A 24,589-nucleotide genomic window follows, 5' to 3' on the forward strand; every position below is an offset into this window, starting at 1 on the left:
ATGATACGGTTTCCGGTTGATCGGCTCGGTTCCTCACCCGTCATCGCGAGCGAATGCGAAGCGATCCAGGCCGCCGCCCTATCCGGAGGTGTCGCGCCCTGGATCGCCGACGCCTCGCCTCGCGATGACGGAGCATGGCAAAGACCGAAGCGATCCAGGCGCGACCTGTCCGGAAAGGGCGCGCCCTGGATTGCCACGGCTTCGCCTCGCAATGACACACGAGAGGCCGAGGTCATCAACCGGATGTCGTATGAGACGCAGCGTGGCTGCATCACGCCAGCCCACTTCCGGCACCGTCGCGCTCCTGGATCGCTTCGCCTGACGGCTCGCGATGACGGTGAGGGCCACCCTCTTCGTCATTGCGAGGCGAAGCCGAAGCAATCCAGTGCTCGACGTCAGCCGGCTCGGCGCTCGGTCGTCCCCATTCGCCAGCGACCTCGGCCGACGTCGTAGGATGGATGCGTCAGCCTCACACCAGCAGCCGGTCCAGCGTGATCGGCGTCTTGCGCACCCGCACGCCCGTGGCGTGGTAGACCGCGTTGGCGATGGCGCCGGCGGTGCCGGTGATGCCGATCTCGCCGACGCCCTTGATGCCGAGCGGGTTCACGTGCGGGTCGTGCTCGTCGACGAGGATCGCCTCGATCGAGGGCACGTCGGCGTTCACCGGCACGTGGTACTCGCCCAGATTGGCGTTCATCACGCGGCCCGAGCGCGGATCGACCACGGCGTTCTCATGCAGCGCGAAGGACACGCCCCAGATCATCCCGCCGTAATACTGGCTGGTGACGAGGCGGGGGTTGACGATCCGCCCGGCGGCGAAGGCGCCGACGAGGCGGGTGACGCGGATCTGGCCGAGATCGGGATCGACGCCGACCTCGGCGAAGACCGCGCCGTGGGCGTGCATGGCGTAGGCCTCGCGCGCGGCGGCATCGGCCGCGCCCTGGCCCTGCGCTGAAACGGAGGCCCGCCCGGCCCGCGAAAGAATCTCGGAGAACGACTCGCTGCGGCCCTCGTCGTCGCGGCGCACCAGCCGGCCGCCGCGGGCGTAGACGCCGGCGTTGCCGGCTCCGTAGAGAGCCGAGCGTTCGTCGTCGGTGGCGAGATCGGCGAGCTGCGCCAGCACGGCCGCCGCGGCGGAATGGATCGCCGAGCCGGCGGTCGCGGTATGGGCCGAGCCGCCGGCGATGCCGGCATTCGGCAGATCGGACGTGCCGCTCCGGAAATCGAGCCGGTCGAGTTCGATCCCGAGCCCGTCGGCGGCGATCTGCGCCAGGGCGGTCCAGGCCCCCTGGCCCATGTCGTGGGCGCCGAGCGCCACGGTTCCCGTGCCGTCGGCGCGGATCTCGGCCCGCGCCTCGGCCTGCATCATCAGGGCGGGGAACAGGGCGGTGCCGATGCCGTAGCCGATCAGCCGGCCGGCCGCATCGCGCATGGAGCGGGGCGCCTTGCCGCGCCTGTCCCAGCCGAAGCGGGCGGCGCCTTGCGCGTAGCATTCCCGCAGCGCCTTGGAGGAGAACGGCCGGCCGGAAATCGGCTCGGCCTCGGCATAGTTCTTCAAGCGGAATTCGAGCGGGTCGAGGCCGCAGGCCTCCGCCATCTCGTCGATGGCGCCCTCCAGCGCCACGCTGCCCGAGGCCTCGCCCGGCGCCCGCATGAACAGCGGCGTGCCGGTATCGACCCGCACGCCCGAATGCCCCGTCGAGACCGCGGGCGCGGCGTAGAGGTAGCGGGACAGCGCGCTGGCCGGCTCGTAGAAGTCGTCGAAGCGGCTCGTCGCCGTGAGCGTGTGGTGGTCGAGGGCGGTCAGCGCGCCGTCCGCGTCGGTGCCGAGCCGCAGCGTCTGGCGTGTCTCGGCCCGGTGGCCGACCGGGCCGAACATCTGCTCGCGGCGCAACACCAGCTTCACCGGCCGTCCGACGAGCCGGGCCGCCATCGCGCCGAGCACCTGCGGCCCGGACAGGAATCCCTTCGAGCCGAAGCCGCCGCCGAGGAAGGGCGAACGCACCAGGACGTTCTCGGGAGCGATGCCGAACAGGCCGGCGAGCCGCATCTTGGCCATGGCGAGGCCCTGGCTCGGCGTGTCGACGGTCAGCCGGTCGCCGTCCCACCGCGCGACGACGGCGTGCGGCTCCAGCGCGTTGTGGTACTGCGCGGCGGTCTCGTAGGTCGTCTCCAACCTCCGTTCGGCCTGCTTCAGGCCGGCCTCGACATCGCCGCGGGAGACGACCGCCGCGTCGCCCGCGCCGACCGCTTCGGGTTCCTGCGGCGCTTCCGCGTCGAGCCCGATCCGGACGGGCTCCGCCGCGTAGCGCGGCGCCAGCAGTTCGGCGCCCTCGGTCGCGGCCTCCAGCGTCTCGGCGATCACCACGGCGATCGGCTGGTGGGCGTAGCGCACGCGGTCGTTCTGGAGCAGGTCGAGCCGGAACATGAAGGGGTTGTCCTTCGCATCCGGGTCCTGGGCGAGCTTCGGCGCATTGGCGCCGGTCATCACCTCGACCACCCCGGGATGGGCCCTGGCCGCCGCCACGTCGAGGCCGGTCACCCGGCCGCGGGCGATGCGGCTCACCGCCATCACCGCGTGAAGCAAGCCTTCCGGCCGGTTGTCGGCGGCGTAGGTCGCCTGCCCCGTGACCTTCAGGAAGCCGTCGCGGCGCGTCAGCGGCTGGCCGACGCTCGACCCGTGCCGGGCCTGCTCGGTGGCGATGTCAGGCATGGAGGGCGTCTCCCGAGAAGGCGGAAGCCGGAAGCGCCGGCATGCGCTCCGGCGTGCCGGCGGCGGCGAGGACGAGCGTCCGCACGATCAGGCGGCGGGCCAGCTCGATCTTGAAAGCGTTGTCGCCGGAGGGTCTCGCCTCGGCGAGCGCCGCGTCGGCGGCCGCGCGGAAGCTCTCTTCGGTCGGCTCGACGCCCGCCAGAACGGCTTCCGCCGCGCGGACGCGCCAGGGCTTGAGCGCGACGCCGCCGAGCGCGAGGCGTGCCTCCCCGATGCGTTCGCCGTCGAGCCGCAGCAAGGCCGCGGCCGAGACCACGGCGAAGGCGTAGGAGGTGCGGTCGCGGACCTTGAGGTAGCGCGAATGCGCGGCGAAGCCCGCGGCCTCCGCGGGCAGGCGCAGGGCGACGACGAGGTCGCCGGGCTCCAGCACCGTCTCCCGATCCGGGCTCTCGCCCGGCAGGCGGTGGAAGGCCTCGAGCGGCACCGCGCGGGCCCCGGCCTTGCCCTCGATCTCGACGGTCGCGTCGAGGGCGACCAGCGGCACGCAGAAATCCGACGGGTTGGTGGCGATGCAGCGCTCGCTCCAGCCGAGCACGGCGTGGAGCCGGGTCTCGCCGCCGCGCGCGTCGCAGCCGGCCCCGGGATCGCGCTTGTTGCAGGCGCTGGCCGGGTCGTGGAAGTAGGGGCAGCGGGTCCGCTGCATCAGGTTGCCGGCGACCGTCGCCGCGTTGCGCAACTGCGCCGAGGCGCCCGAGAGAAGCGCTTCGGCCACCGACGGATGGGCCGCGGCGAAGCCGGGATCGTAGGCGAGGTCGCTGTTGCGCACGAGCGCGCCGATGCGGACACCGCCGCCGGGTTCGTGTTCGATCCGGTCGAGGCCGGGCAGATGGGTCACGTCGACGAGGCGGCTCGGCCGGGCGATGCCGCCCTTCATCAGGTCGAGCAAGTTGGTGCCGGCGGCGAGGTAGCTCGCGCCGGGCTCGGCCGCCGCGGCCACGGCCTCGGCGACGCTGGCGGGGCGGACGTAGTCGAAGCGGTTCACGCGGCCTCTCCCTGCTCGGTGGCGGAGAGGCGCGCCTGCGCGTCGAGGACGGCCCCGGTGATGCCGATATAGGCGCCGCAGCGGCAGAGGTTCCCGCTCATCCCCTCGCGCACCCGTTCGGGATCGTCGCCCGCATGGCCCTCGCGGATCAGCCCGACGGCACTCATGATCTGGCCCGGGGTGCAGAAGCCGCACTGGAAGCCGTCATGCTCGATGAAGGCGGCCTGGACCGGGTGCAGCCGATCGCCGCGCGCCAACCCTTCGATCGTCAGCACGTCGGCGCCGTCGAGGCTCACGGCGAGCGCGAGGCAGGAATTCACCCGGCGCCCGTTCACCAGCACGGTGCAGGCGCCGCACTGGCCGCGGTCGCAGCCCTTCTTCGACCCGGTGAGGTCGAGCCGCTCGCGCAGGAGATCGAGGAGGGTGACCCGCGGATCGTCGAGCGCGATCGCGCGGGTCTCGCCGTTGACGGTGAGGGTCAGGCTAAAGCTCATGGAATCGCTTCCTGTCTGGAAGCGTTTCAATTAGCCCGGCCGTCCCGCGCGACCAGTGCGGCGTGCTGCACCGACGGCAGGCGGTTCCACCGGCCCTCGGGCGGCTCTCCGCTTCGTGAAGGGTCGAGAGAGCGGCTTCGTTCACGCGGGGATTTGCCCGCGCCGTCGGGGAGGCCATGCGAAGCCGGCAACCGCAGCGGTCCGGCTTGCTTCGGCTGAAGCGATCCTGCCGGCGAATAGGTCATGGATGACGCGCGTGCCTCATCCGGCCTGCGTCGCGCCCTGGATTGCTTCGCTCCGCTCGCAATGACGGTGCGGGAAACCCTCTCCGTCATTGCGAGCCGTCAGGCGAAGCGATCCAGGACCGCGACGGTGCCGGGAGAAGCCGGATCGTCGAGACGGCACGTCGCCAGTTGCTGAAGAGGCTCCCGCCCTCCTTGGGCCGCCCTACCTGGCCTCTGCCGCCTTCTTCTTCAAGAAAGCTTCCATCTGCGCGATCTCGGTGTCCTGCGCCCGGACGATCTCCTCGGCGAGCCTGCGGATCTCCGGATCCTTCGAGTGTTCGAGGGCGATCTTCGCCATCGCGATCGCGCCACGGTGATGCGGGATCATCCCACGCACGAAATCGACATCCACGTCGTTGGTGTAGCGGATGTCCATCTCGCGATGCATGCGGGCATCCGCATCGCGAAACGCCCTGGTCGCCGGGCTGTCACCGGCGCCCGTCTCCGAGCCGGATGCGCCGTGTCCGTGATGGGGTGCGTCCTCGGCGAACGCGGCGCCGGACAGGGCGCAGGCGACGAGGGCGGCGGCGATCGATTTCATCATCGGTGATGCTCCTGAGTTGAAAGGTCGATCAGTCGAAGCGGGCGTTGGCGGTGGCGCCGTCGGGGGCGAGGGGGATGCGAACGGCTCTGGAGCCGGACTTCAGGACCGCGACCGCCTTGAAGCCGTCGACCGGCAGCGGCGTGCCGTCGCCGTCGCTGAGATAGACCGCGACGGCCTCGGCCCTCGTCACGAGTTCGGCATGCCACTTCCCCGCATCCTCGACACGCCCGCCGTTGGGGCCGGGCGGGTGATCGTGGGCGTGGCCGTGCCGGGCTCCGGCGGCGAACAGGGTCAGCGCCAGGGCGGCGCATCGCGTCGCGCGGTTCATCGATCGTCTCCTCGGTTCGGTTTCGTCAGAAGGCCTCGCGCGCGGGCGCCTGGAGGCTGTCGCGGGATGCCGGCTCGTGGAGCCGGGCGAAGGCGCCGCGCCCGAACCTCAGCACGAGCACCGGCGTCAGCACGGCGTCGAGCAGCGTCGCGCTCATCAGGCCGCCGAAGATCGTCACCGCCACCGGATGCAGGATCTCCTTGCCCGGCGCGGTGCCGTCGATCAGCAGCGGCACCAGGGCGATGCCGGCCGACAGCGCCGTCATCAGCACCGGGGTCATCCGTTCCAGGCTCGCCCGGATCACGAGATCGGGGCCGAGCGGCAGGCCCTCGTCGCGGCTGAGGTTGAGCATGTGGCTGATCTTGAGGATGCCGTTGCGGGCGACGATGCCGGTGAGCGTGACGAAGCCGATCATCGAGGCCACCGAGAGCGGCAGGCCGGCGATCCCCAGGGCGGCGACGCTGCCGATCAGGGCCAGCGGGACGTTGCCCATCACGATCAGCGCCAGCGGCACCGAGCGGTAGCGCCCGTGCAGCAGGGCGAAGACGAGGGCGAGCGAGACGAGGCTGAGCCCGCCGATGGTGCGCACGGCCTCCCCTTGCGCCTCGTCGGTGCCCTCCAGACGCGCGCTCACGCCCTCCGGCAGGCGCGTCCCGTCGAGGACCCGGCGGATGCCGGCGACGATTCCGCCCATGTCGGTCCGGCCGTCGGAATTGGCCTGGACGACGATGCGCCGCCGCCCGTTCTCGCGAAGGATCTGGTTCGGACCGTCGGTCTCGCGGATGTCGGCGATCTCGCGGGCGGGCACCCAGCCCGAGGGCGTCTCGATCAGCAGGTCGCCGAGCGCCTGCGGGCTGCGCCGATCCTCCGGCAGGCGCAGGGTCACGTCGAAGCGGCGCGGTCCGTCGGCGATGGTCGAGAGGGTGCGGCCGTTGGCGAGGCGCGCAATCGTCTCGACCACGCTCGACGGCGACACGCCGTAGAGCGCGGCGCGGCCGTGATCGACCCGGATGTCGAGCTGCGGCACCCGCACCTGCCGCTCGACCTGAAGGTCGGTGACGCCGGGCACCTCGGCCGCGATCCTCTCGCGGACGCCCTCGGCCGCGGAACGCAGCGCGTCGAGGTCGTCCCCGAACAGCTTGAGCGCGATCTCGGCGCGCACGCCCGAGAGCATGTGGTCGAGCCGGTGCGAGATCGGCTGACCGACATTGACCGTCACCGGCAGGGCGGAGAGCCGCTCGCGGATCTCGGCGATCACCGTCTCGCGGGGCCGGCCGGCCTTCAGACGCACTTCGAGATCGGAGGAGTGGACGCCCTCGGCATGCTCGTCGAGTTCGGCCCGGCCGGTGCGGCGCCCGACGGTCGCGGCCTCGGGCACGTCGAGGACGAGCCGTTCGGCGATTCCTCCGACGCGGCTGCTCTCGGCCAGCGAGATGCCGGGACGGAAGGTGACGTTGATCGTCAGCGAGCCCTCGTTGAAGGCCGGCAGGAAGGCGCGGGGCAGGTGCGCGGCGGCCACGCCCGCCCCGACGACGCAGAGCGCGACGCTCGCGACCAGCGAGCGCGGATGGGCGAGGGCCCCCTTCAGCAGCGCCGCATTGCCGGCCTTCAGCCGGCGCACCAGGGCCGGCTCGTGCCCGGCCGGCGAGCGCAGGCCCGGCAGCAGCCAGGAGGCGAGCACCGGCGTCAGGGTGACCGAGACCAGCAGGCTCGCCAGGATCGCGACGATGTAGGCCTGCCCCAGCGGCGCGAACAGCCGGCCCTCGATGCCCGACAGCGCGAACAGCGGCACGAAGACGAGCACGATGATCGCCGTGGCGTAGACGATGCCCGAGCGCACCTCGCCGGAGGCGGCCACCACGACATCGAACACGCTGCGGGGCGAGCCCTCGGCCCGGTTCTCGCGAAGCCTGCGAAAGATGTTCTCGACGTCGACCACCGCGTCGTCGACCAGCTCGCCGATGGCGATGGCGAGCCCGCCCAGCGTCATGGTGTTGATCGAGAAGCCGAGTCCCCAGAACACCAGGGCGGTGGTCAGGATCGACACCGGAATCGCGGTGAGCGAGATCAGCGTGGTGCGGGCGTTCATCAGGAAGGCGAACAGCACCACCGCGACGACGGCGACCGCCTCGATCAGCACCCGCTCGACGTTGCCGAGCGAGGTCTCGATGAAGTCGGCCTGCCGGAACAGGATCTTTTGGGCATCCATGCCCTTCGGCAGGGTCGGCGCGATCTCCTTCAGCGCCGCCTCGACCGCCTGCGTCAGGCGCACCGTGTCGATGCCGGGCTGCTTCTCGACCGAGAGGATCACGGCCGGTTCCCCCCGGTAGCCGGCGTCGCCGCGCTTCGGCCGGGCGGCGAAGGCCACCTCGGCGATCTGGCGCAGGTAGACCCGGCCCTCGATCGCCGGGTTGCCGGTCCCCGGCAGGTCGGCCGCCGCGGTCGCCCCCTGCGGGCCGGTCGGGATCGTGAGGTTGCGCAGATCTTCCAGGCTCAGGGTGCGGCCGATGTTGCGGATCAGGATTTCGCGGGCGTCGGCATCGCTGAACCCGCCGCCGGCATTGGTGCCGAAGCCGGAGAGCGCGTTGGCCAGAGCCTCGTTGCCGACGCCGAGCGCGCGCATCGCCGCCGGGTTCGGGCTGACGCGGAACTGGCGCACCTCGCCGCCGATCGGGATCACCTGGGCCACGCCGGGGATCGAGAGCAGGCGCGGCCGCAGGGTGAAATCGGCGGTCTCGCGCACCTGCATCGGGCTCGAACCCTCGCCGGTCACCGCGACGAGCAGGATGCCGCCCATGATCGAGGCGACCGGGCCCATCTGCGGGACGACGTTCGCGGGCATTTCGGAGCGGATCAGGGCGAGGCGCTCGGCCACGAACTGGCGGTCGCGGTAGAGGTCGGTCTCCCAGCCGAACTCGACCGTGACGATGGAGAGCCCGGCGCTCGACACCGAGCGCACGCGGGTGACGCCGGGCAGGCCGTTCATCCGGGTCTCGATCGGATAGGTCACGAGTTGCTCCACCTCCGGCGGAGCGTAGCCCTCGGCCTCCGTCATCACCGTGACGGTGGGGCGGTTGAGGTCGGGCAGCACGTCGACGGGAAGCCGCGTCAGCGCGAGGCCGCCCGCCAGCACCAGGGCGAGGCAGATCGCCAGGACCAGCACCCGGTTGAGCAGGGCACCGCGGACGAGGAGGGCGAACATGGCGCGTCTCCCTCAGCGGACCTGATCGAGCAGTTCGGCGCCCTGCACCACCACCCGCCGGCCGGCGGGCAGGCCGCCCGCCACGATCACCTGGCGGGCATCGAGCGGCTCGACGCGCACGGCCCGCGGCTCGAAGCGCTCGGCGGAGACGTGCTCGTAGACGACCGCGCCGCCCTCGCTGCGGACCACCCCGGAGCGGGGCAGGGCGAGGCCGGCGGTCGTCTCGCCGGTCGGCGCCAGCACGGTCACGAACTGGCCGAGCCGCACGCCCGCGGCGGAACCAGTGATCGCGAACTGCACCGGCACCGCTTGGTTGCGGTCGGCGAGACCCGCGCCGCGGGAGGCCAGCGCGAGGATGCGCCCGTCGGGCAGCCGCGCGGTCGCCGCGGCGCCGGGCTCCAGGCCGACGAAGCTCAAGGCCTCGACGTAGAGCTTCTCCGGATCGACGATGCGGAACACCATGGTGCCCGGCGCGGCCATCTGCCCGGCCACCGCCGCGCGCTCGGCGACGACGCCGTCCACGGGAGCGGTCAGTTCTTCCGGCGCGCGGCGGATGGCGTCGAGGGCGGCGCGGCGGTCCTTCAGGCCGGCGAGTTCGGCGCGGGCATCCTCCAGCGCCGTCTGCGCCACGGCGCCGGTCGTCGCGAGCCGCTCGTAGCGGGCGACCTTGCGGCCGGTGATGGCGATCTGCTGGTCGAGATCCCCTTGCGTCTGGCGCATGTCGGAGAGGTCCACCGCCTGGACGGGGGGAGTGACGGTGGCGAGCACGTCGCCCCTGCGGACCCGGGCGCCGAGATCGGGAAATCCGCCGGGCGGCGGCGCCAGCCGCCCCCCGACCGAGGATTGCACCACGCCGCTGGCGTTCGGGTCGGCGATGACCCGGCCCGGCAGCTCGACCGTGCGGCGATGGTCCGCGGTCGCGGTGACGCCGGTGCGCAGCCCGAGCAGGCGCTGCGTCGATTTCGGCACGAACACCGCCCCGTCCGGCAGGCGCCGCGCCCGCTCGATCCCCGACGCGGGCGGCGCGACGAGGGCGGAACCCTGAACCGGCGCCTCCTCTCCGGCCCCCCGATCGTGGCCTTCGTGCGCGAGCGCCGCGCCCCCGAGCAGCAGGGTCAGGGTCAGGGCGAGCACCGCAAAGGCCGGCAGCGTCCGGCGGGCGCGCGCGAGCATGATCACGGCGAGCCCGAGCAGGAAGCCGCCCGCGGCGGCCCCGATCGGCCCCTGATGCGTCAGATGGCGGCGGAAGTTGGCGAGCCAAGCCGGCGCTTCGGCCGCGACCGGTGGGGTGGCCGCCGGTGCGGGGAGATGCAGGTCGAGGGCGAGCACGTCCGCCGCATCGCCGGCCGTCACGGTGGCGAGCAGGTCGTGCCGGCGGCTGCGTCCGAGCCAGGGCGCGGGGATCTCGTAGACGCCGTCGCCGAGCGCCGTCGCCTCGACCGCCCCGTCCGGCGTCTCGACCGCGAGATCGGCGCCGGTCACCGGCTCGTTGGTGGCGAAGCGGTCGAGATAGAACCGGATCCTGCCGCCGGCCGCCACCGCCACCAGCTCGAATGCGGTCGAGGCGGCCTCCGCCCGGGGAGCGGCTTGCGCGGGGGCAGGCGGCGGCTCGGCGCCGTGATCGTGACCCTCATGGGCGAGCGCCGCGCTGCCGGCGAACGATGCGGCGACCAGCGCGAGCCAGACGGCCGACGCGCGAAGCGTCGCCGCGAGACGAATGGACATGTCGGAGGATGCCTTCGCAGAAGCGATGATGTCACCCGGCGCAAGGGCCACCGGGCGGGTTCACGCGTCAGGCGAAGGATCGTGGAGGCTCGGCCTGCGCCTCGGGCACGATGCCCGACAGGCACGGCCCGTCGCGGGCCGGGGCGCGGCCGCTCGTCGCTGGAGGGACGACCCCGGGAAGCGGGCAGGGGGTGAGCCCGACCGCGCAGCAGGAGGACGGAGCGTGCCCGCAGGCCGCGCAAGCCGGACAGGCGCAGACGAGACGGGCCTGCCCGATCGCCGTCGTCACCGCCCGCCCGCCCCCGACGGCGGACGCCGTGATCCGAATTTCGGTGAGGGCCGCGACGGCGCCGGCGGCGGCAGGCGCCGCGGCGTTGCCCGGCTCCGCCCGAACCGGATGCTCATGGGCGTGAGCCTCGTGCGCGCGTGCGCCGGACGGCATCAGCGCGGCGGCGACCGTCACGATCACCGCGGCGAGCCAGAGCGCTATGTGGCGGGCGGGCTTCATGGTGCGCCACGCTTAGCATGGGAAGACGAATTCCGACAGGGGGCCGCGGGCTTTCATGAGTTTTCAAGACGCGCTCGTCGGCCGAACCTCTCTTGCGAGCCGAGCGGCGGCCCGGCTCGATCGAAGCCGAACGCCCGGCGCCGGCGCGGCAGATCGTCTCGCAGGCGTTGCAGGGACGCGGGTCGGGGCACGCCGGGGAGGTCGTTCTTCCGGTCCATCGGACCGGCCGACCGGGCCGTGCGGAAGGACGGGCCTCGACGCTTCGAGAATCCCGGGCGGATTTGCGAACGAGACTTCGAATCTCATGCTCCTGCCGCCGTTTAACCGCGTCCGCGGGCGACGCAGCGCCCGTGATGGGTCGGACAGGCCGGGCCGGGCGAAGCCGTACTCTGATCCACCACTGCACCGTGCAAGCTTATCCTCCATTTTGCCTTCTACGCTTCATCGCCAGCATTGGACTTGAGTGTTTCGGCCTCAATACCCACAAGGCATACGTCGTTTTTTAGATTCGTCTCTTGCATCGCTGCGCCCTGCGTATGATCCTGGCCCCCGGGGGCCCTCGGAACGGAAAAGCAGGATGACGGAAGAAAACCAAAAATCGTTCAACGACTTCGTCGAGTTGGCGAGTGACATCGTTTCGTCATATGTGTCGAACAATTCAGTGCCCGCCTCCGAGCTTCCGGGCCTGATCGTCAACGTCCATGCGGCGCTGACCGGCCTCAGCGGCCCCGCGGCCGCGTCCGCTCCCGCCGAGGAAGTCATCGAGAGGCCGAGCTCCGCTCAGGTCCGCAAGTCCGTCACGCCGGACGCGATCATCAGCTTCATCGACGGCAAGCCCTACAAGACCCTGAAGCGCCATCTCGGCACCCACGGCCTCGACCCCTACTTGTACCGCCAGCGCTACGGCCTGCCGAACGACTACCCGATGGTCGCGCCGAACTACGCCGCCCAGCGCTCCGCGCTCGCCAAGTCGATCGGCCTCGGCCGGCCCGGCGGCCGCATCGAGGAGGAAGAGGCGGAGCCCGCCCCCGAGCCGAAGTCCCGCTCGCGTCAGAAGGTTGCCTGATCCGGCATTCCCCCCGCATGGGCGGGCTATGTATGGGCGGGCGTTCACGTTCGCCGTCGCGCAACCTTTGCCTTCCGCAGGCGTCAACCGCATGATCGAGACGATGAGGCCCTCATCGTCCGCCCCCGCGACGAGTCGCCCGAAGGACCTGCGATGGCGCGTTTGGCGACCCTTCTCCTGGACATTGCCGGGACGACCTGCGCGCTGCCGCAGGCGGAGATCCGCGAGATCCTCCCGCTGCCGCGCCTGCACGCGCCGCCGGCCGCGGGCGGTCCGCTCGCCGGCTTCCTCGACCTGGCCGGCGAGCCGGTGCCCGTGATCGACCTCGCCGCCCTGTTCGACCTTCGGAAGAGCGGGAGCGGCGACGATCCGTACCGGCACGTCGTGCTGGCGCGCCAGGGCGGCATCGCGCTGCTCGTGGATCGCGCCCTCGACCTCGTTCAGGTCGGGGAGGGCGCCCTGCGGCCGGTCGAATCGGCGCGCAGCCTGAACGGCTGCGTCGTCGGCGAGTTCGCCCAGGGCGGCCGGCTCGTCCATCTCCTCTCGCTCGACCGTATCCTCACCCTGGAGGAGCGGGCCCGACTGGACGCGCTGACGCAGCAGGCCAGGACGCGGCTTGCCAGGTTCGCACCGGAAGAGGCACGGGCCGTCTGAGGCTGCCGACCGTGACCGATCCCGCCGAAAGGACCCGGCGCGCCGCGGGTGCGTCGGCCGATCCGGGTTTCCCGGCATTGAAGGAGCGGGTGATCGCCCGCACCGGGCACGATTACTACGAGGACAAGGACGATCTGCTCTATGACCGCCTGCGCAAGCGCATGCGCACCCGCGGCGTCGCCGACTGCACCGCCTACCGCCTCCTGCTCGACGGTGCCGCTGGGCGGGAGGAATGGGCGGCGCTGGAGGCCGAGATCACCATCGGCGAGACCTTCTTCTTCCGCTACGCCGAGCAGTTCGCCGCCCTGCGCAAGACGATCCTGCCGGCATTGATCGAGGGGCGCGGTTCGATCCGCAGCCTGCGGATCTGGAGCGCGGGCTGTTCGACCGGGGCGGAGCCCTACTCCCTCGCCATCCTCGTGCACGACCTTCTCGGCGAGCGGCTCGCCGACTGGTCCGTGACCATCCTCGGAACCGATCTCAGCGCCGCGGCGCTGGCCACCGCCCGCGAGGCCGAGTACGGCCCCTGGGCCCTGCGCACCCTGGACACGGAGGAGCGTGCCCGCTGGTTCCGCCGCACACCGGCCCGGCCGGGGCGGCCGCACGGCGGCTACGCCCTGCGCCCGGCCTTCCGCCGCATGGTGCGGTTCGAGCGGCAGAACCTGATGAGCCTGATCGACGGGTCGGAGCGCGGACAGGACGTCTTCGACCTGATCCTGTGCCGCAACGTGCTGATCTATTTCCGTGCCGATCACGTGAACCGGATCGTGCGGGCGCTGGCCGAGCGGCTCGACCCGCAGGGCTGGCTCCTGGTCGGACATGCCGAGCCCAACCCCGCCTTCTCCCAGTGGCTGCGGCCGGTGGCGCTGCCCGGAACGGTGGCCTACCGCCCGGCCGACACGCCGACGGCCGAGCCGCCGCCCGTGCCGATGCCTGCGATTCCGGATGCCCTGCCGGTGCCGCTCTCCCTGCCGCAGGCCGAACCGGTCGCCACGGTTCCGGTGCCGGCCGCAACGCCGGCCGCCGTACCGATTCCCGTCCCGCCCGCCACGGACCATCCTCTGTCGCCGGGCGACCTGCTCGCCGAGATCCGCGTGCTCGCCGATGCGGGCGAGACCGCCCGGGCCTGGCGCCGGCTGCACGAGGCGATCGGCGGCTACGCCACCGATCCGGCCCTGCGCTACTACGAGGGGCTGCTCGCCCTCGACCTCGGGCGCGAGCGGGAGGCCGAGCGGGCCCTGCGCGGTGCCCTGTTCCTCGACCGCGGCTTCGTCATGGCGCATTTCCAGCTCGGCCTGCTGCTCGCCCGCGCCGGACGCACCGCGGAAGCCTCCCGCGCCCTCGACAACGCGCTGCGCCTCGCGCAAGGACTGCCCGCGGACACGGTTCTGCCGGAGGGAGACGGGGTGAGCGCCGCACGCTTGGCCGAGAGCGCACGCCGGGCTCTCGCTGGAATCGGGATCGGCGACGCATGAAGATCGGTCTCACCGCCGGAGCCGACCCGAAGGCGCGCACCGCCGCGCTGCTCGACGCGCGCGCCGCGGCCCTCGCCGGCCGCAGGGCGGCGCAGGAACGGCCGGTCGAGACGAGGGCCTATCTCGTCTGCGCCTGCGGAGCGGAGCGCTACGGCCTGCCGCTCGCGGCGGTCGCGGGCGTGAGCCCCGAGCGGCCCTGCACGGCCCTCCCCGGCGCGCCGCCGGCCTTGCGCGGCATCACCGCGGTGGCGGGCGCCATCGTCAGCGTGCTCGACCTCGCCGCCTGCCTCGGGCTCGACCGGTCGGCGGCCGATGGCGGCGGCCACGTGGTGCGCCTGCGCGGCCAGGAGCCGCCCGTCGCCCTCGCCGTCGACCGGGTGATCGGCATCGCCCGGATCGACGCCGCCCTCGCCGGGGCCGGCGCGTCGGGGGGCTCGGCGGGAAGCTCGGAGGGTTTGGGAGGCGGCCCGCTTCTGGGCTATGCCCCGCCCGGCTCGGACGGGACGGGAGACGTCCGCGAGGGTTTCTCGCTCGTCGATCCGCCGGCCCTGCTCGCCCGCTTCCTCGCCTGACCTCCCGCCTTCCGCCTTTCCCGCACCGCCTGCCGGAGTCCTGTCGCCCGTGTCGCTCTCGATCGGAAAACGCATCCTCCTCGGTTTCGTGGCGGCCAGCCTGATCGTGGCGGCGCTCGGGGCCTACGCGCTGCGCCAGATCGGCACCGTGCGCGACATGACCGATCTGATCGTCTCCCGCGACATCGGCGTGCTGCGCCAACTCGACGATCTCGGCAACGTCGCCCGCAACATGGGCCTCGTGCGCCGCAACGCGGTGATCGCGGTGCTGACGCAGGCGCAGGGCTCCTCACCCAACCGGCAGGACGACTTCCTCGGGAGCTGGCGCCAGAACGTGTCCGAGCTGGAGCGTCTGCTCAACACGATCGCCGCCGAGGTGCGGGAGTACCGCGGCACCGCCATCTCGCCCGATCGCGTGACGGCCTGGACCCGGCTCGGCGTCGTCGTCGACGAGACCGGAGAGGCCTTCCGTCAGGTTCGCGGGGCGAGCGAGGTGCAGTTGCGCGCGGTCGACGCCCGGGACGTGGCGACGGTCGAGTCCAGGAACGACGAGATCAACCGGCTCCACGACAGCCTGCTGCGCAGCATCGCCAAGGCCCGCACGGCCCTCGACGGCGTGATCGGCGCCGGTCAGCGAAGCGTGGCCGACGTCTACGCCGACAGCCGCCTCTCCATCGCGATCACCGTCGCCGCCTCGATCCTGCTCTCGATCCTGGTGACGGTGCTGATCAGCCGCGCCGTGGTGCGCCCGCTGGAGGACGTGATGGGCTTCGTCGCGCGCATCGGCGCGGGCGACCTGACCGGGCGGCTGGAGCGGACCGGCGACGACGAGATCGGCCGTCTCGGGGCGACGCTCAACGAGATGGCGGCCGGATTGTCGGACCTCGCCCGCACCAACCGCGCCGCGACCGCCGACCTCAACGCCGCGGCGGCCGAGATCCGCGCCTCGGCCCAGGAGCAGGCGGCGAGCGTCGAGGAGCAGTTCGCCGCCGTTCAGGAGACCGCGGCGACCGTGGACGAGATCACCCATTCCGGCGCGCAGATCTCGAAGCGCGCCACCGAGGTGATCGCCAGCGCCCAGGCCGCGGCGCAGACCGCCCGCTCGGGCCTGCGTGCGGCCACCGACACCGCCAAGGCCATGGAATCGATCCGCGAGCAGGGCGAGGCCGTGGCCGGCAACATCGTCGCCTTGAGCGAGCGGACACAGGCGATCGGCGAGATCATCGTCACCGTCAACGACATCTCCGAGCGCACCCACCTGCTCGCCCTCAACGCCGCCATCGAGGCGGCGGCGGCCGGGGAGGGCGGGCGCAGCTTCGCCATCGTCGCCGCCGAGATGAAGCTCCTGGCCGATCAGGCCAAGGCCGCGACCACCCAGGTGCGCGGCATCCTCGGCGAGATCCAGCGCGGCATCAATTCCTCGGTGATGCTGACCGAGGAGGCGGTCAAGCGGGCCGCCGCCGGCAAGTCCCGCACCGATTCGACGGTGCGCACCATCGAGGAGATGGCCGCGCGGGTGGAGGAGGGCGTGCAGACCTTCCAGCAGATCGTGGCCTCGACCAACCAGCAGCAGCTCGGCATCGAGCAGGTGATGGGCGCGCTCCAGAACATCCGGCAGGCGAGCCAGCAGACGGCGGCCGGCACCCGCGAGGTCGAGACGGCCTCGGCCAACCTGACGGAGCTGGCGCAGGGGCTGATGGCGCTGGCCGAGCGCTACCGGCTCTAGCGGTTCGCACGGGCCGCCCGCCGCATGGACATCCGCCAGCAGCTTCTCGCCGCCTTCGAGGTCGAGCACCGGGAGCATCTCGACGCGATCCGCGCCGCCCTCGCGGCCGACGGTCCGGTCGATTGGCACGACGTGTTCCGCCGCGCCCACAGCCTGAAGGGGGCGGCCCGCGCCGTCGACCTGCCGCCGGTCGAGGCGGTGTCGCACCAGCTCGAAACCCTGTTCGAGCGCATCGGCACGGGCAAGCGTCCCCTCGACCGCGCGGCGCGGGCGGCGACCCATCTCGCCCTCGACCGGATCGAGGCCTACGTCGCCGCGAGCGCCACGGGGCACGCCGTGATGCCGGACGACGCGCTCGCCGCGCTGAACGCCTGCCTCGACCCGGCCGCGCCGGCCCCTGTTTCCCCGCCGCCGGATGACCCCGTCACCGCCCGGCCCGCCGCATCCGCGGCGGCGCCCACCGCCCCGGCGACGGCGGAGCCCGCGACGGAGCCGTCGCACGCGGTGCTGCGGGTGCCGGCCGCGGTGGTGGAATCGCTGTCGCGGGCGAGCCACGGCCTCTGGGCGGTTCTTCCCGGTCAGGCCGCGCTCGCCGAGCGGATCGCGCGCCTCTCGGCCAACGCGGGCGAGCTGCGCCGACGCACCGAAGCCGCCCGCCGCGTCTCGGGCGCGGCGGGCGCCGGAGAGGGCGAGACGGAGACCGCCGCCCTGCGCCGGGCGCTCGCCGGGATCGAGGCGGGGCTCGCCGCCCTGACGCGCGAGGCGTCCGATCTCGCGCAGGGGCACAAGGCCGCGGTGCTGTCGATCGAGACCGCGGCGCGGCGGCTGCGGGAGGAGACCGAGCGCCTCGCGCTGGTTCCCGCCGAGACCGTGTTCGGCGGCCTCGCCCGTGCGGTCCGCGACATGGCCCGGACCGACGGAGCGGAGGTGGAGGTCGCCACCCGCGGCCTCGACCTGCCGGTGGAGCGCTCCATGCTCCAGGCGCTCAAGGATCCGGTGCTGCACGCCCTGCGCAACGCCCTGAGCCACGGGGCGGAGAGCCCGGAGGCGCGCCGGCGGCTCGGCAAGCCGGCGGCCCTGTCGATCCAGCTCGGCGTCGAGGCTCGGGGCGGGCGGCTCGTGCTCGGCATCCACGACGACGGAAAGGGGCCGGATCTCGCGGCGATCGAGGCGACCGGGCGCGCCCGCGGCCTGATCGCGCCGGGCGAGCGCCTCGACGCGGACGCGCTGCTCGCCCTGCCGTTCGAGCCGGGTTTCTCGACCGCGGCTGCGGTCGACGCCCTGTCGGGCCGCGGCATGGGCCTGTCCGTCGTCGCCGAGGTCGCGCGCGCCCTGCACGGGGAGGTGCGGCTCGCCCGCCGGACCCCGCACGGCACCTCGCTGATCCTCACCCTGCCGCTCTCGGCGGCCCGGCGCCCGGTGCTGATCGTCGAGGCGGGCGGTGCCCGCTACGCCCTTCCGAGCGGGGCGGCGGAAGCGCTCTCGCGGCTGGACCCGGCCTCGCTCGCGACGGCCGGGGGGCGTCCGGTGGCGCAGGTGCCGGGGGAGGGGAGCGAGACGCCGAGCCTGCCGTTCGCCGAACTGAGCGATCTGCTGGGCCTCGGCCCCGGCCGCGTGGAGGGCGCGACCGTTCCCGTCATCCGCCTGCGCGGGGCGCGGGGGCGCTGCCTGCTCGCGGTCGACCGGCTGGAGGAGGTGCGCACGCTCCTCGTCCTGCCCGCGCCCCCCATCGGCGTCGATCCGACCCTCGTCACCGGCACGGTGATCCTCGGCACCGACACGCCGGTCCTGGTGCTCGACCCCGACGGGCTGATCGACCGCCTCGGCCGCGCCGGTCCGCGCCCGGTTCGGCCTCCGTCGAAAGGACGGGCGGACGGCGACGGAACGATGCCGGAAAAGCGACGTTCGACGATTCTCGTCGTCGACGACTCGATCACGACCCGCACTCTGGAGAAGAGCATCTTGGAAGCGGCGGGCTACCGCGTGATCGTCTGCGTCGACGGGCAGGAGGCACTCGAGCGTCTCCGCGCGCGCCTCGACCCGGTCGATCTGGTCGTCGCCGACGTGGAGATGCCGCGGCTCACCGGCTTCGGCCTGGTCGAGGCCCTGCGGGCGGAGGAGGACTTCGCCCGCCTGCCGGTGGTGCTGATGACCTCGCGCGGCGACGAGGAGGACGTGGCGCGCGGGCTCGCCCTCGGGGCCGACGCCTACCTGACGAAGCAGAAGTTCGATCAACGCGAATTGCTGGACACCATCGGTCAATTGCTGTGAACGGGGGAAGCGAGCTTTCGTCGCGGGTGCGCGTGCTGGTGGTCGAGGATTCGCTCGTCGTGCGGATCCTCCTGACCCACATCATCGCCCGCGACCCGCGGCTGGAACTGGCCGGTGCGGTCGAGTCCGGCGAGGCGGCGCTGGCCGCCATCGAGACCGTGCGGCCCGACGTGGTCTCGATGGACATCCGCCTGCCCGGCATCGACGGGCTGGAGACGACGCGGCGGATCATGGCGAGCCGGCCGACGCCGATCGTGGTCATCGCCGATTCGGTCGAGGACGCCTCGCTCAGGATCTCGATGAACGCCCTGCGGGCCGGGGCGCTCTCGGTGGTCGAGAAGCCGGTCGCCACCACGAACGACGGCTACGAGGCGGTCGCCGGCCAGATCTGCACGCAACTGCGCATCATGGCCGCGGTCCCGGTGATCCGCCGCCGGCCGATCGGTGCGGAGTGGAATGCGCGCAAGGCCGGTCCCGCGCCCGAGTCGTTGCCGTCCTTCGAACCGGAGGCCGCCCCGAGCGTGCTGGCGGTGGCCGCCTCGACCGGCGGTCCGCCGGCGCTCGCCAAGGTGCTCGGCGGGTTGACGGCGGATTTTCCGCTTCCGGTGCTCCTCGTCCAGCACATGGGCGCGGCCTTCATGGACGGATTCGCCGATTGGCTCGACGGCGTGGTGCCGCTGCCGGTCGGGGTGGCGCGGGACGGCCAGACCATGCAGCCCGGCCACGTCTACGTGGCGCCCGGCGACCGACATCTCGAACTCGGCGCGAACGGCACCCTGCGGGTCGGCGACGCCGCCCTCGTCGGCGGCCAGCGCCCGGCGGCCACCGTGCTGTTCCGCTCGGTCGCCCGGCAGGCGGGGCCGCAGGGCATCGGCGTGCTGCTCACCGGCATGGGCGAGGACGGCGCGCAGGGCCTGCTCGACATGCGCCGGGCCGGCGCCGCCACGGTGGCCGAGCACGAGAGCAGCGCGGTCGTCTACGGCATGCCGGCGGCGGCGGTGCGGCTCAACGCGGCCGCCCGCGTGCTGCCGATCGACCAGGTGGCGCCGCATCTCGTCCGGCTCGCACAGCGGAGGCCGGCATGACGGCGGGCGCCGCCCCGGGTTCGGCGCCGGGCCACCGGCTGCTGCTGGTGGAGGATTCGGAGACGCAGGCGCTGGAACTGCGCCTCCAGCTCGAAGCGCAGGGCTTCGCCGTGCAGCGCTGCGCCACGGCGGAGGCCGCGCTCGACCTGCTCAACACCGACCTGCCGGACCTCGTCGTCGCCGACCACCACCTGCCGGGCATGAACGGCGACGAGTTCACCCGGCAGATGCGCCTGTCGCTGCGCACCCGGGCGCTGCCGGTGGTGATGCTCACCGGCGCGCGGAACGGCGAGCGCCACGGCTTCGAGAGCGGCGCCGACGCCTATGTCGAGAAATCCGCCGACCGCGACCTCCTGGTGCTGCGCATCCGCGCGCTGCTGCGCGAGCGCCGGGGCGGGGCGGCGGAGGGGCCCTCCGGCGCCGCCTTCCGCCGCGGCCGGGTGCTGATCGTCGACGGCAGCGCGACCTATCGCGCCTTCTTCACCGGCCTTCTGACCCAGGAAGGCCACACCGTCGTGGCGGCGGCCGACCGCTCGGCGGCGCTCGCCGCCCTGGACGAACCGGGATCGGGTTTCGACTGCGTCACCCTCGACCTCGTCGGCAGCGCCTATGACGGCATCGCGCTGTGCACGGAGATCGCCGAGCGGCGCATGCAGGCGACGGAAGCCGGCGGCAACGCCTTCCCCCTCGTCGGCATGGCCGGCAGCAAGCCCGACAAGAGCCTGCTCGTCGCCGCCTTCGCGGCGGGGGCCGACGACGTCGTCTCGAAGGCCGACGGCGAGGTGTTGGCGATGCGGGTGCGCGGCCTCGTGCGCCGCCGCCTGCTCGAGGAGGACAACCGCCGCATCTCCGGCGAGTTCGGCGACCGCGAGCGCGCCGTCGAGCGCGCCCGCGCCGAGGCCGAGGCGGCGGCCGCCCGCGCGGCGCTCGCCGACGCCCTCGAACAGGCCAACCGCGATCTCGAAGACGCCAACCGCAAGCTCACCGAGGCTCAGGCCAAGCTCGTCCAGGCCGCCAAGATGGCCTCGCTCGGCGAGCTGGTGGCCGGCATCGCCCACGAGATCAACAACCCGCTCGCCTTCATCCTGGCGCACCAGGGCACGGTCGAGCGCCTGCTCGGGGAATTGCCGCCGCCGGAAGCCCCCGAGGGACGGCGGGCGCTGGCCAAGGCCCGTGACAGGATCGGGTCGATGCGGCTCGGCCTGACCCGCATTCGGGATCTCGTCCTCAACCTGCGCAAGTTCTCCCGCCTCGACGAGGGCGAGCGCAGCCTCGTCAACGTGCCGGAGGCGATCGAGACGGTGCTGGCGCTGATCCAGCACAAGCTCGGCACGCGGCTCACGGTGATCCGTGATTTTCGCGGCCGCCCGGAGATCTCCTGCACCCCCGCCCTGCTGAATCAGGTCGTGATGAACATCCTCGGCAACGCGGCGGACGCGATTCCCGGCGAGGGCACGATCACGGTCGCGACCTATTCGGATGCGGAGACCGACATGATCCGCATCAGCGACACCGGACCCGGCATACCGGACGAATTGCGCGAAAAGATCTTCGAGCCGTTCTTCACGACGAAACCGGTCGGTTCCGGGACCGGACTCGGCTTGGCGATTGCGTACAGCGTCGTTCAGGCGCATAGCGGCTCGCTGACCGTCGAGACGGCGCCGGGCGGCGGCGCGAGTTTCCTCATCGGCATTCCGAGGCAACCGGCACCGGTATGAGCAAAGGCACGATCCTGGCCGTCGATGACGAGCCGGACATCCTGATCGCTCTGGAGGATCTGTTCGAGGACGAGTACCGGGTGCTCACCTCGGCCAAGCCCGAGGAGGCGCTGGAGATGCTCCGCGCCGATCCCGACATCGCGGTGGTCGTCTCCGACCAGCGCATGCCGGGCATGACCGGTGACGCCCTGCTCGCCGAGGCCCGGAGTTTCCACGAGGCGCAGGCGATCCTGCTGACCGGCTACGCCGACATCTCGGCGGTGATCGCCGCGCTCAACCGCGGCGGCATCATCGGCTACGTCGCCAAGCCGTGGGACCCGACGCTGCTGCGCGCCACCGTGCGCAACGCCTACGATCGCCACCGCCTGGGCCGCGACCTCGCCACCGAGCGCGCCCTGCTGCGCGGCCTGCTCGACCATGCCGAGGAGGCGATCTCGTTCAAGGACGCGAAGGGGCGCTTCGTGCGCCTCAACGCCCGCAAGGCCGCCCTCGTCGGCGCCGCGGTCGAGGCCTGCCTCGGTCGTACCGAGACCGAGATCGCCGGAACGTCCGAGGCCCGCGAGGCGGAGGCCGCCGACGGCCGGGCGATCGCGGCCGGGGAGGCGGGCTCGACGGTGATCGCCCGCGGCGCGCTCGGTGCCGAGCGCTGGTCGCACGTCATCCGCGTGCCGATCCGCGGCGGCGCCGGAGAGGTCACCCACCTCGCGACGATCGAACGCGACGTCACCGAGCAGAAGAGCCTGGAGGCGCGGCTGCGCCAGTCCGACAAGATGCAGGCGCTCGGCACGCTGGCCGGCGGCATCGCCCACGATTTCAACAACCTGCTCACCGCGATCCTCGGCAGCCTCGAACTGGTCGGTCCGAAGATCGCCGACCAGCCCCGGGTCAAGCGCCTCGTCGACAACGCCACCGGCGCCGCGCAGCGCGGCTCGGCGCTGACCAAGCGGCTCCTGAGCTTCAGCCGCTCCAACGACGCCCATGCCCGTCCGGTCGATCCGAACGCCTTGATCGAGGGCATGAGCGCCCTGTTCGGGTCGAGCCTCGGCAGCTTCGTGCGGGTCGAGCGGAATCTGGAACCCGACATGCCCTTCGCGCTGGTCGATCCCGACCAGCTCGAACTGGCGATCCTCAACCTCTGCATCAACGCCCGCGACGCGATGCCGGACGGCGGCACCGTCACCATCTCGACCCGCAGGGCCGAGATCCACGACGATCCCGACCTCGAGCCCGGCACCTACGCGGTCGTCACGGTGGCCGACGAGGGCACCGGCATCCCGCCGGAGATCCTGGAGCGGGTCTGCGAGCCGTTCTTCACCACCAAGGCGGTGGGTCAGGGCACGGGGCTCGGCCTCGCCATGGTGTTCGGCCTCGCCCAGCAGGCGGGCGGACGCCTGCGCATCACCAGCGAAGTCGGACAGGGCACCCGGATCGAGCTGTCACTGCCGCGGGCCGACGGCGCCGCGGAGGGCACCGAGATTCCTGCCGCCCCGGCCGTCCCCGCAGCGGCCGGTCCGGCCCGCATCCTCGTGGTCGACGACGACGCCGAGGTCCGGCACGTCACCGCCTCCTTCCTCAACGATTTCGGCTACACCGAGACCGAAGCCTCGGACGGGCGCGCCGCGCTCGCCCTGATGGAGCAGGGCCACAGCTTCGACCTCGTGGTGGCCGACCTCGCCATGCCGGGCATGACCGGCGTGGAACTCGCCACCGCGATCCGGCAGCGCTTCTCCGGCGTGCCGGTGCTGCTGCTGACGGGCCATGCCGAGGCGGTGCAGATCCCCGACGACCTGCCGGTGATGACGAAGCCCTTCGCCTCGGCCGAACTCGCCGCGCGGGTCTCGCAGCTTCTGGAAACCACGGCCTGAGATCGTTTCCGATTGATCGCTTCGGGTTTCGCCCCCCCCTCCGTCATCGCGAGCGGCCGCGAAGCGATCCAGGGCGCGACAGGTCCGGAAAGGACGCGCCCTGGTTTGCCACGGCTTCGCCTCGCAAGGACGTAGGACAAGCCGAACTCATCAACCGGATTCGTATGAGATCGTTTCCCGTTTTCGTCGTTGCAGAGCAGGCGGATCGTGGAAGCGATCGAGGGGAGCCCGTCATGGCTTCGCCTGACGGGATACGGCCGGCGAATGGTTTTGGATGACGCGAGCGCCTCATCCGGCCTGCGGCGACGCCAACCGGGGGCCGGTGAGAGGAAGGTCGAAAACGTACGCTAAGGCCCGCCGTTTGCGGCCCATAGATGGCGTTACGGGTTAGGTGACGCGGATCGGCCGCGATCGAGCAAAACCGGCGATTGTCACTCAAACGCCCGTTTGCGGAGCGTCACAGCCGCGATCGGCAGCGGGACCGACAACACGACCACGACATTGGGTTCGGGCGGTAGCGTCAGGCCTGCGCGACCTTGCGGGGGCGACCGCCCTTCGCGCCGTTTGCACGCGCCGCTGCGGCCTTTGCCGGCGAGGTCGCCTGACCGGCACGGCGCGCCAGCTCCCGCGTCATCCAGGCGCGGGTGCCGAATACGCCGGACACCAGTGCCGGCACGTAGAGGTCGGCATCCAGCGCCGGCCAATGAAGGTTGAAGCCGAGGCCATCAACCTCGACGCCGGCGAGCTGATCGTCGGTTGCGCCGTTGAGGTCCTGCACGAGCTGGGCCGGGAAGGCATAGGCGCAGCCGTTGGTGAGGTCGATCACCACCCGGCCGGTCGCACGATCGTAGCGGGCTTCCGCCGCCCGCATCGCCGTCTCCATCAACTCGCGTCCGCGTGCTTCCGCCGCGTCGAACCGGGCTTCCTGCTGCGGGTCAGTCTTGTGAGCCATGAATCTTCTCCCACTCGGCGAGGAAATGCGCCTGATGCTCCGCCACCTGGTTCATCAGCCGACGCATGTCGGAGCGCTTGATGCCGATGCTATAGACCTCTTCCGGCCTGCCTTCCGCGCCAAGGAGATTGACCTTGGCCTGTCCCGCTCCGGTGATGTGGACATGGGCGGGTTCGTGATCGAGCGTGTAGATCACGAACCGGAAGCCGTGGGCGCGGTGAACGACAACCATGCCTGCATATAACCCATCTGATGGGTTTATTCAACGCTGCGCCATTCCCTTTTCTCCATGTGCATCATGGTGTTTTGAGAAAATCGAATTGGGAACGGGATTTGGGAAAATCGCGCCCTATGACCAGCTATCC

The 24,589-nt window shown here is 72.2% G+C and carries 19 protein-coding genes; 9 read left to right on the plus strand and 10 right to left on the minus strand.

From position 1 onward, the window contains the following. Positions 1-469 precede the first annotated feature (469 nt). The 8 genes from PGN25_16980 to PGN25_17015 all read right to left on the minus strand — a co-directional run bounded on the left by PGN25_16980 (position 470) and on the right by PGN25_17015 (position 10,840). The gene (locus PGN25_16980; GenBank protein MEH3119230.1) at positions 470-2,713 is read right to left on the minus strand and encodes a xanthine dehydrogenase family protein molybdopterin-binding subunit; all 2,244 of its coding nucleotides are present in this window, start codon (positions 2,711-2,713) and stop codon (positions 470-472) included. Further along, positions 2,706-3,755 carry a xanthine dehydrogenase family protein subunit M gene (locus tag PGN25_16985; protein MEH3119231.1) on the minus strand — a complete coding sequence of 350 codons (1,050 nt, stop codon included), beginning with the start codon at positions 3,753-3,755 and terminating at the stop codon, positions 2,706-2,708. Before PGN25_16985 ends, PGN25_16980 begins: the two co-directional genes overlap by 8 nt. Further along, entirely contained in the window at positions 3,752-4,249 is a 498-nt protein-coding gene (locus PGN25_16990; GenBank protein ID MEH3119232.1) for a (2Fe-2S)-binding protein, read from the minus strand. The genes PGN25_16985 and PGN25_16990 overlap by 4 nt, the downstream gene beginning before the upstream one ends. 447 nt (positions 4,250-4,696) lie before the next feature. Then, the gene (locus PGN25_16995) at positions 4,697-5,077 is read right to left on the minus strand and encodes a DUF305 domain-containing protein (GenBank protein MEH3119233.1); all 381 of its coding nucleotides are present in this window, start codon (positions 5,075-5,077) and stop codon (positions 4,697-4,699) included. A 28-nt stretch (positions 5,078-5,105) separates the two neighbouring features. Further along, on the minus strand, positions 5,106-5,405 hold the full coding sequence (locus tag PGN25_17000) for a hypothetical protein (GenBank protein MEH3119234.1): 300 nt from the start codon (positions 5,403-5,405) through the stop codon (positions 5,106-5,108). A gap of 25 nt (positions 5,406-5,430) precedes the next feature. Continuing rightward, positions 5,431-8,607, minus strand: a complete 3,177-nt coding sequence (locus PGN25_17005; GenBank protein MEH3119235.1) for an efflux RND transporter permease subunit — start codon at positions 8,605-8,607, stop codon at positions 5,431-5,433. A 12-nt stretch (positions 8,608-8,619) separates the two neighbouring features. Further along, the gene (locus PGN25_17010; protein MEH3119236.1) at positions 8,620-10,332 is read right to left on the minus strand and encodes an efflux RND transporter periplasmic adaptor subunit; all 1,713 of its coding nucleotides are present in this window, start codon (positions 10,330-10,332) and stop codon (positions 8,620-8,622) included. 67 nt (positions 10,333-10,399) lie between these two features. Continuing rightward, the gene (locus PGN25_17015) at positions 10,400-10,840 is read right to left on the minus strand and encodes a hypothetical protein (GenBank protein MEH3119237.1); all 441 of its coding nucleotides are present in this window, start codon (positions 10,838-10,840) and stop codon (positions 10,400-10,402) included. A 577-nt stretch (positions 10,841-11,417) separates the two neighbouring features. Between PGN25_17015 and PGN25_17020 the strand changes: the two genes are divergently transcribed. The 9 genes from PGN25_17020 to PGN25_17060 all read left to right on the plus strand — a co-directional run bounded on the left by PGN25_17020 (position 11,418) and on the right by PGN25_17060 (position 23,272). Then, the gene (locus PGN25_17020) at positions 11,418-11,906 is read left to right on the plus strand and encodes a MucR family transcriptional regulator (protein MEH3119238.1); all 489 of its coding nucleotides are present in this window, start codon (positions 11,418-11,420) and stop codon (positions 11,904-11,906) included. Positions 11,907-12,059: 153 nt separating this feature from the next. Next, positions 12,060-12,560 (plus strand): chemotaxis protein CheW, encoded by a 501-nt coding sequence (locus PGN25_17025; protein ID MEH3119239.1) that lies wholly within the window; start codon positions 12,060-12,062, stop codon positions 12,558-12,560. Between the two features lie 11 nt (positions 12,561-12,571). After that, entirely contained in the window at positions 12,572-14,035 is a 1,464-nt protein-coding gene (locus PGN25_17030) for a protein-glutamate methyltransferase (protein MEH3119240.1), read from the plus strand. Then, positions 14,032-14,607 carry a chemotaxis protein CheW gene (locus tag PGN25_17035; protein ID MEH3119241.1) on the plus strand — a complete coding sequence of 192 codons (576 nt, stop codon included), beginning with the start codon at positions 14,032-14,034 and terminating at the stop codon, positions 14,605-14,607. Before PGN25_17030 ends, PGN25_17035 begins: the two co-directional genes overlap by 4 nt. Before the next feature lie 49 nt (positions 14,608-14,656). Continuing rightward, positions 14,657-16,333, plus strand: a complete 1,677-nt coding sequence (locus PGN25_17040) for a methyl-accepting chemotaxis protein (protein MEH3119242.1) — start codon at positions 14,657-14,659, stop codon at positions 16,331-16,333. Positions 16,334-16,357: 24 nt separating this feature from the next. Then, a complete protein-coding gene (locus PGN25_17045) occupies positions 16,358-18,604 on the plus strand; it encodes a response regulator (GenBank protein MEH3119243.1) in 2,247 nt (748 codons plus the stop codon). After that, the gene (cheB, locus tag PGN25_17050) at positions 18,601-19,689 is read left to right on the plus strand and encodes a chemotaxis-specific protein-glutamate methyltransferase CheB (GenBank protein ID MEH3119244.1); all 1,089 of its coding nucleotides are present in this window, start codon (positions 18,601-18,603) and stop codon (positions 19,687-19,689) included. The genes PGN25_17045 and cheB overlap by 4 nt, the downstream gene beginning before the upstream one ends. After that, the gene (locus PGN25_17055; protein ID MEH3119245.1) at positions 19,686-21,407 is read left to right on the plus strand and encodes a response regulator; all 1,722 of its coding nucleotides are present in this window, start codon (positions 19,686-19,688) and stop codon (positions 21,405-21,407) included. The genes cheB and PGN25_17055 overlap by 4 nt, the downstream gene beginning before the upstream one ends. Next, positions 21,404-23,272, plus strand: coding sequence for a response regulator (locus tag PGN25_17060; protein ID MEH3119246.1), 1,869 nt, complete (start codon positions 21,404-21,406; stop codon positions 23,270-23,272). Before PGN25_17055 ends, PGN25_17060 begins: the two co-directional genes overlap by 4 nt. Before the next feature lie 520 nt (positions 23,273-23,792). On the opposite strand, the gene PGN25_17065 is transcribed toward PGN25_17060, so the two are convergent. Together PGN25_17065 and PGN25_17070 are read right to left on the minus strand one after the other, a co-directional pair. Continuing rightward, positions 23,793-24,224, minus strand: coding sequence for a DUF2442 domain-containing protein (locus PGN25_17065; GenBank protein ID MEH3119247.1), 432 nt, complete (start codon positions 24,222-24,224; stop codon positions 23,793-23,795). Beyond that, the gene (locus PGN25_17070; GenBank protein MEH3119248.1) at positions 24,208-24,456 is read right to left on the minus strand and encodes a DUF4160 domain-containing protein; all 249 of its coding nucleotides are present in this window, start codon (positions 24,454-24,456) and stop codon (positions 24,208-24,210) included. The genes PGN25_17065 and PGN25_17070 overlap by 17 nt, the downstream gene beginning before the upstream one ends. Between the last annotated feature and the right edge of the window lie 133 nt (positions 24,457-24,589).

It is taken from the genome of Methylorubrum populi (assembly GCA_036946625.1).
Taxonomy (GTDB): Bacteria; Pseudomonadota; Alphaproteobacteria; order Rhizobiales; family Beijerinckiaceae; genus Methylobacterium; species Methylobacterium populi_C.

Bases quoted from the DNA above. Each gene is read 5' to 3' on its own strand.
- PGN25_16980 (MEH3119230.1), bottom strand. From the start codon at position 2,713: ATGCCTGACATCGCCACCGAGCAGGCCCGGCACGGGTCGAGCGTCGGC.
- PGN25_16990 (MEH3119232.1), bottom strand. From the start codon at position 4,249: ATGAGCTTTAGCCTGACCCTCACCGTCAACGGCGAGACCCGCGCGATC.
- PGN25_16995 (MEH3119233.1), bottom strand. From the start codon at position 5,077: ATGATGAAATCGATCGCCGCCGCCCTCGTCGCCTGCGCCCTGTCCGGC.
- PGN25_17000 (MEH3119234.1), bottom strand. From the start codon at position 5,405: ATGAACCGCGCGACGCGATGCGCCGCCCTGGCGCTGACCCTGTTCGCC.
- PGN25_17005 (MEH3119235.1), bottom strand. From the start codon at position 8,607: ATGTTCGCCCTCCTCGTCCGCGGTGCCCTGCTCAACCGGGTGCTGGTC.
- PGN25_17010 (MEH3119236.1), bottom strand. From the start codon at position 10,332: ATGTCCATTCGTCTCGCGGCGACGCTTCGCGCGTCGGCCGTCTGGCTC.
- PGN25_17015 (MEH3119237.1), bottom strand. From the start codon at position 10,840: ATGAAGCCCGCCCGCCACATAGCGCTCTGGCTCGCCGCGGTGATCGTG.
- PGN25_17020 (MEH3119238.1), top strand. From the start codon at position 11,418: ATGACGGAAGAAAACCAAAAATCGTTCAACGACTTCGTCGAGTTGGCG.
- PGN25_17025 (MEH3119239.1), top strand. From the start codon at position 12,060: ATGGCGCGTTTGGCGACCCTTCTCCTGGACATTGCCGGGACGACCTGC.
- PGN25_17035 (MEH3119241.1), top strand. From the start codon at position 14,032: ATGAAGATCGGTCTCACCGCCGGAGCCGACCCGAAGGCGCGCACCGCC.
- PGN25_17045 (MEH3119243.1), top strand. From the start codon at position 16,358: ATGGACATCCGCCAGCAGCTTCTCGCCGCCTTCGAGGTCGAGCACCGG.
- PGN25_17055 (MEH3119245.1), top strand. From the start codon at position 19,686: ATGACGGCGGGCGCCGCCCCGGGTTCGGCGCCGGGCCACCGGCTGCTG.
- PGN25_17060 (MEH3119246.1), top strand. From the start codon at position 21,404: ATGAGCAAAGGCACGATCCTGGCCGTCGATGACGAGCCGGACATCCTG.
- PGN25_17065 (MEH3119247.1), bottom strand. From the start codon at position 24,224: ATGGCTCACAAGACTGACCCGCAGCAGGAAGCCCGGTTCGACGCGGCG.
- PGN25_17070 (MEH3119248.1), bottom strand. From the start codon at position 24,456: ATGGTTGTCGTTCACCGCGCCCACGGCTTCCGGTTCGTGATCTACACG.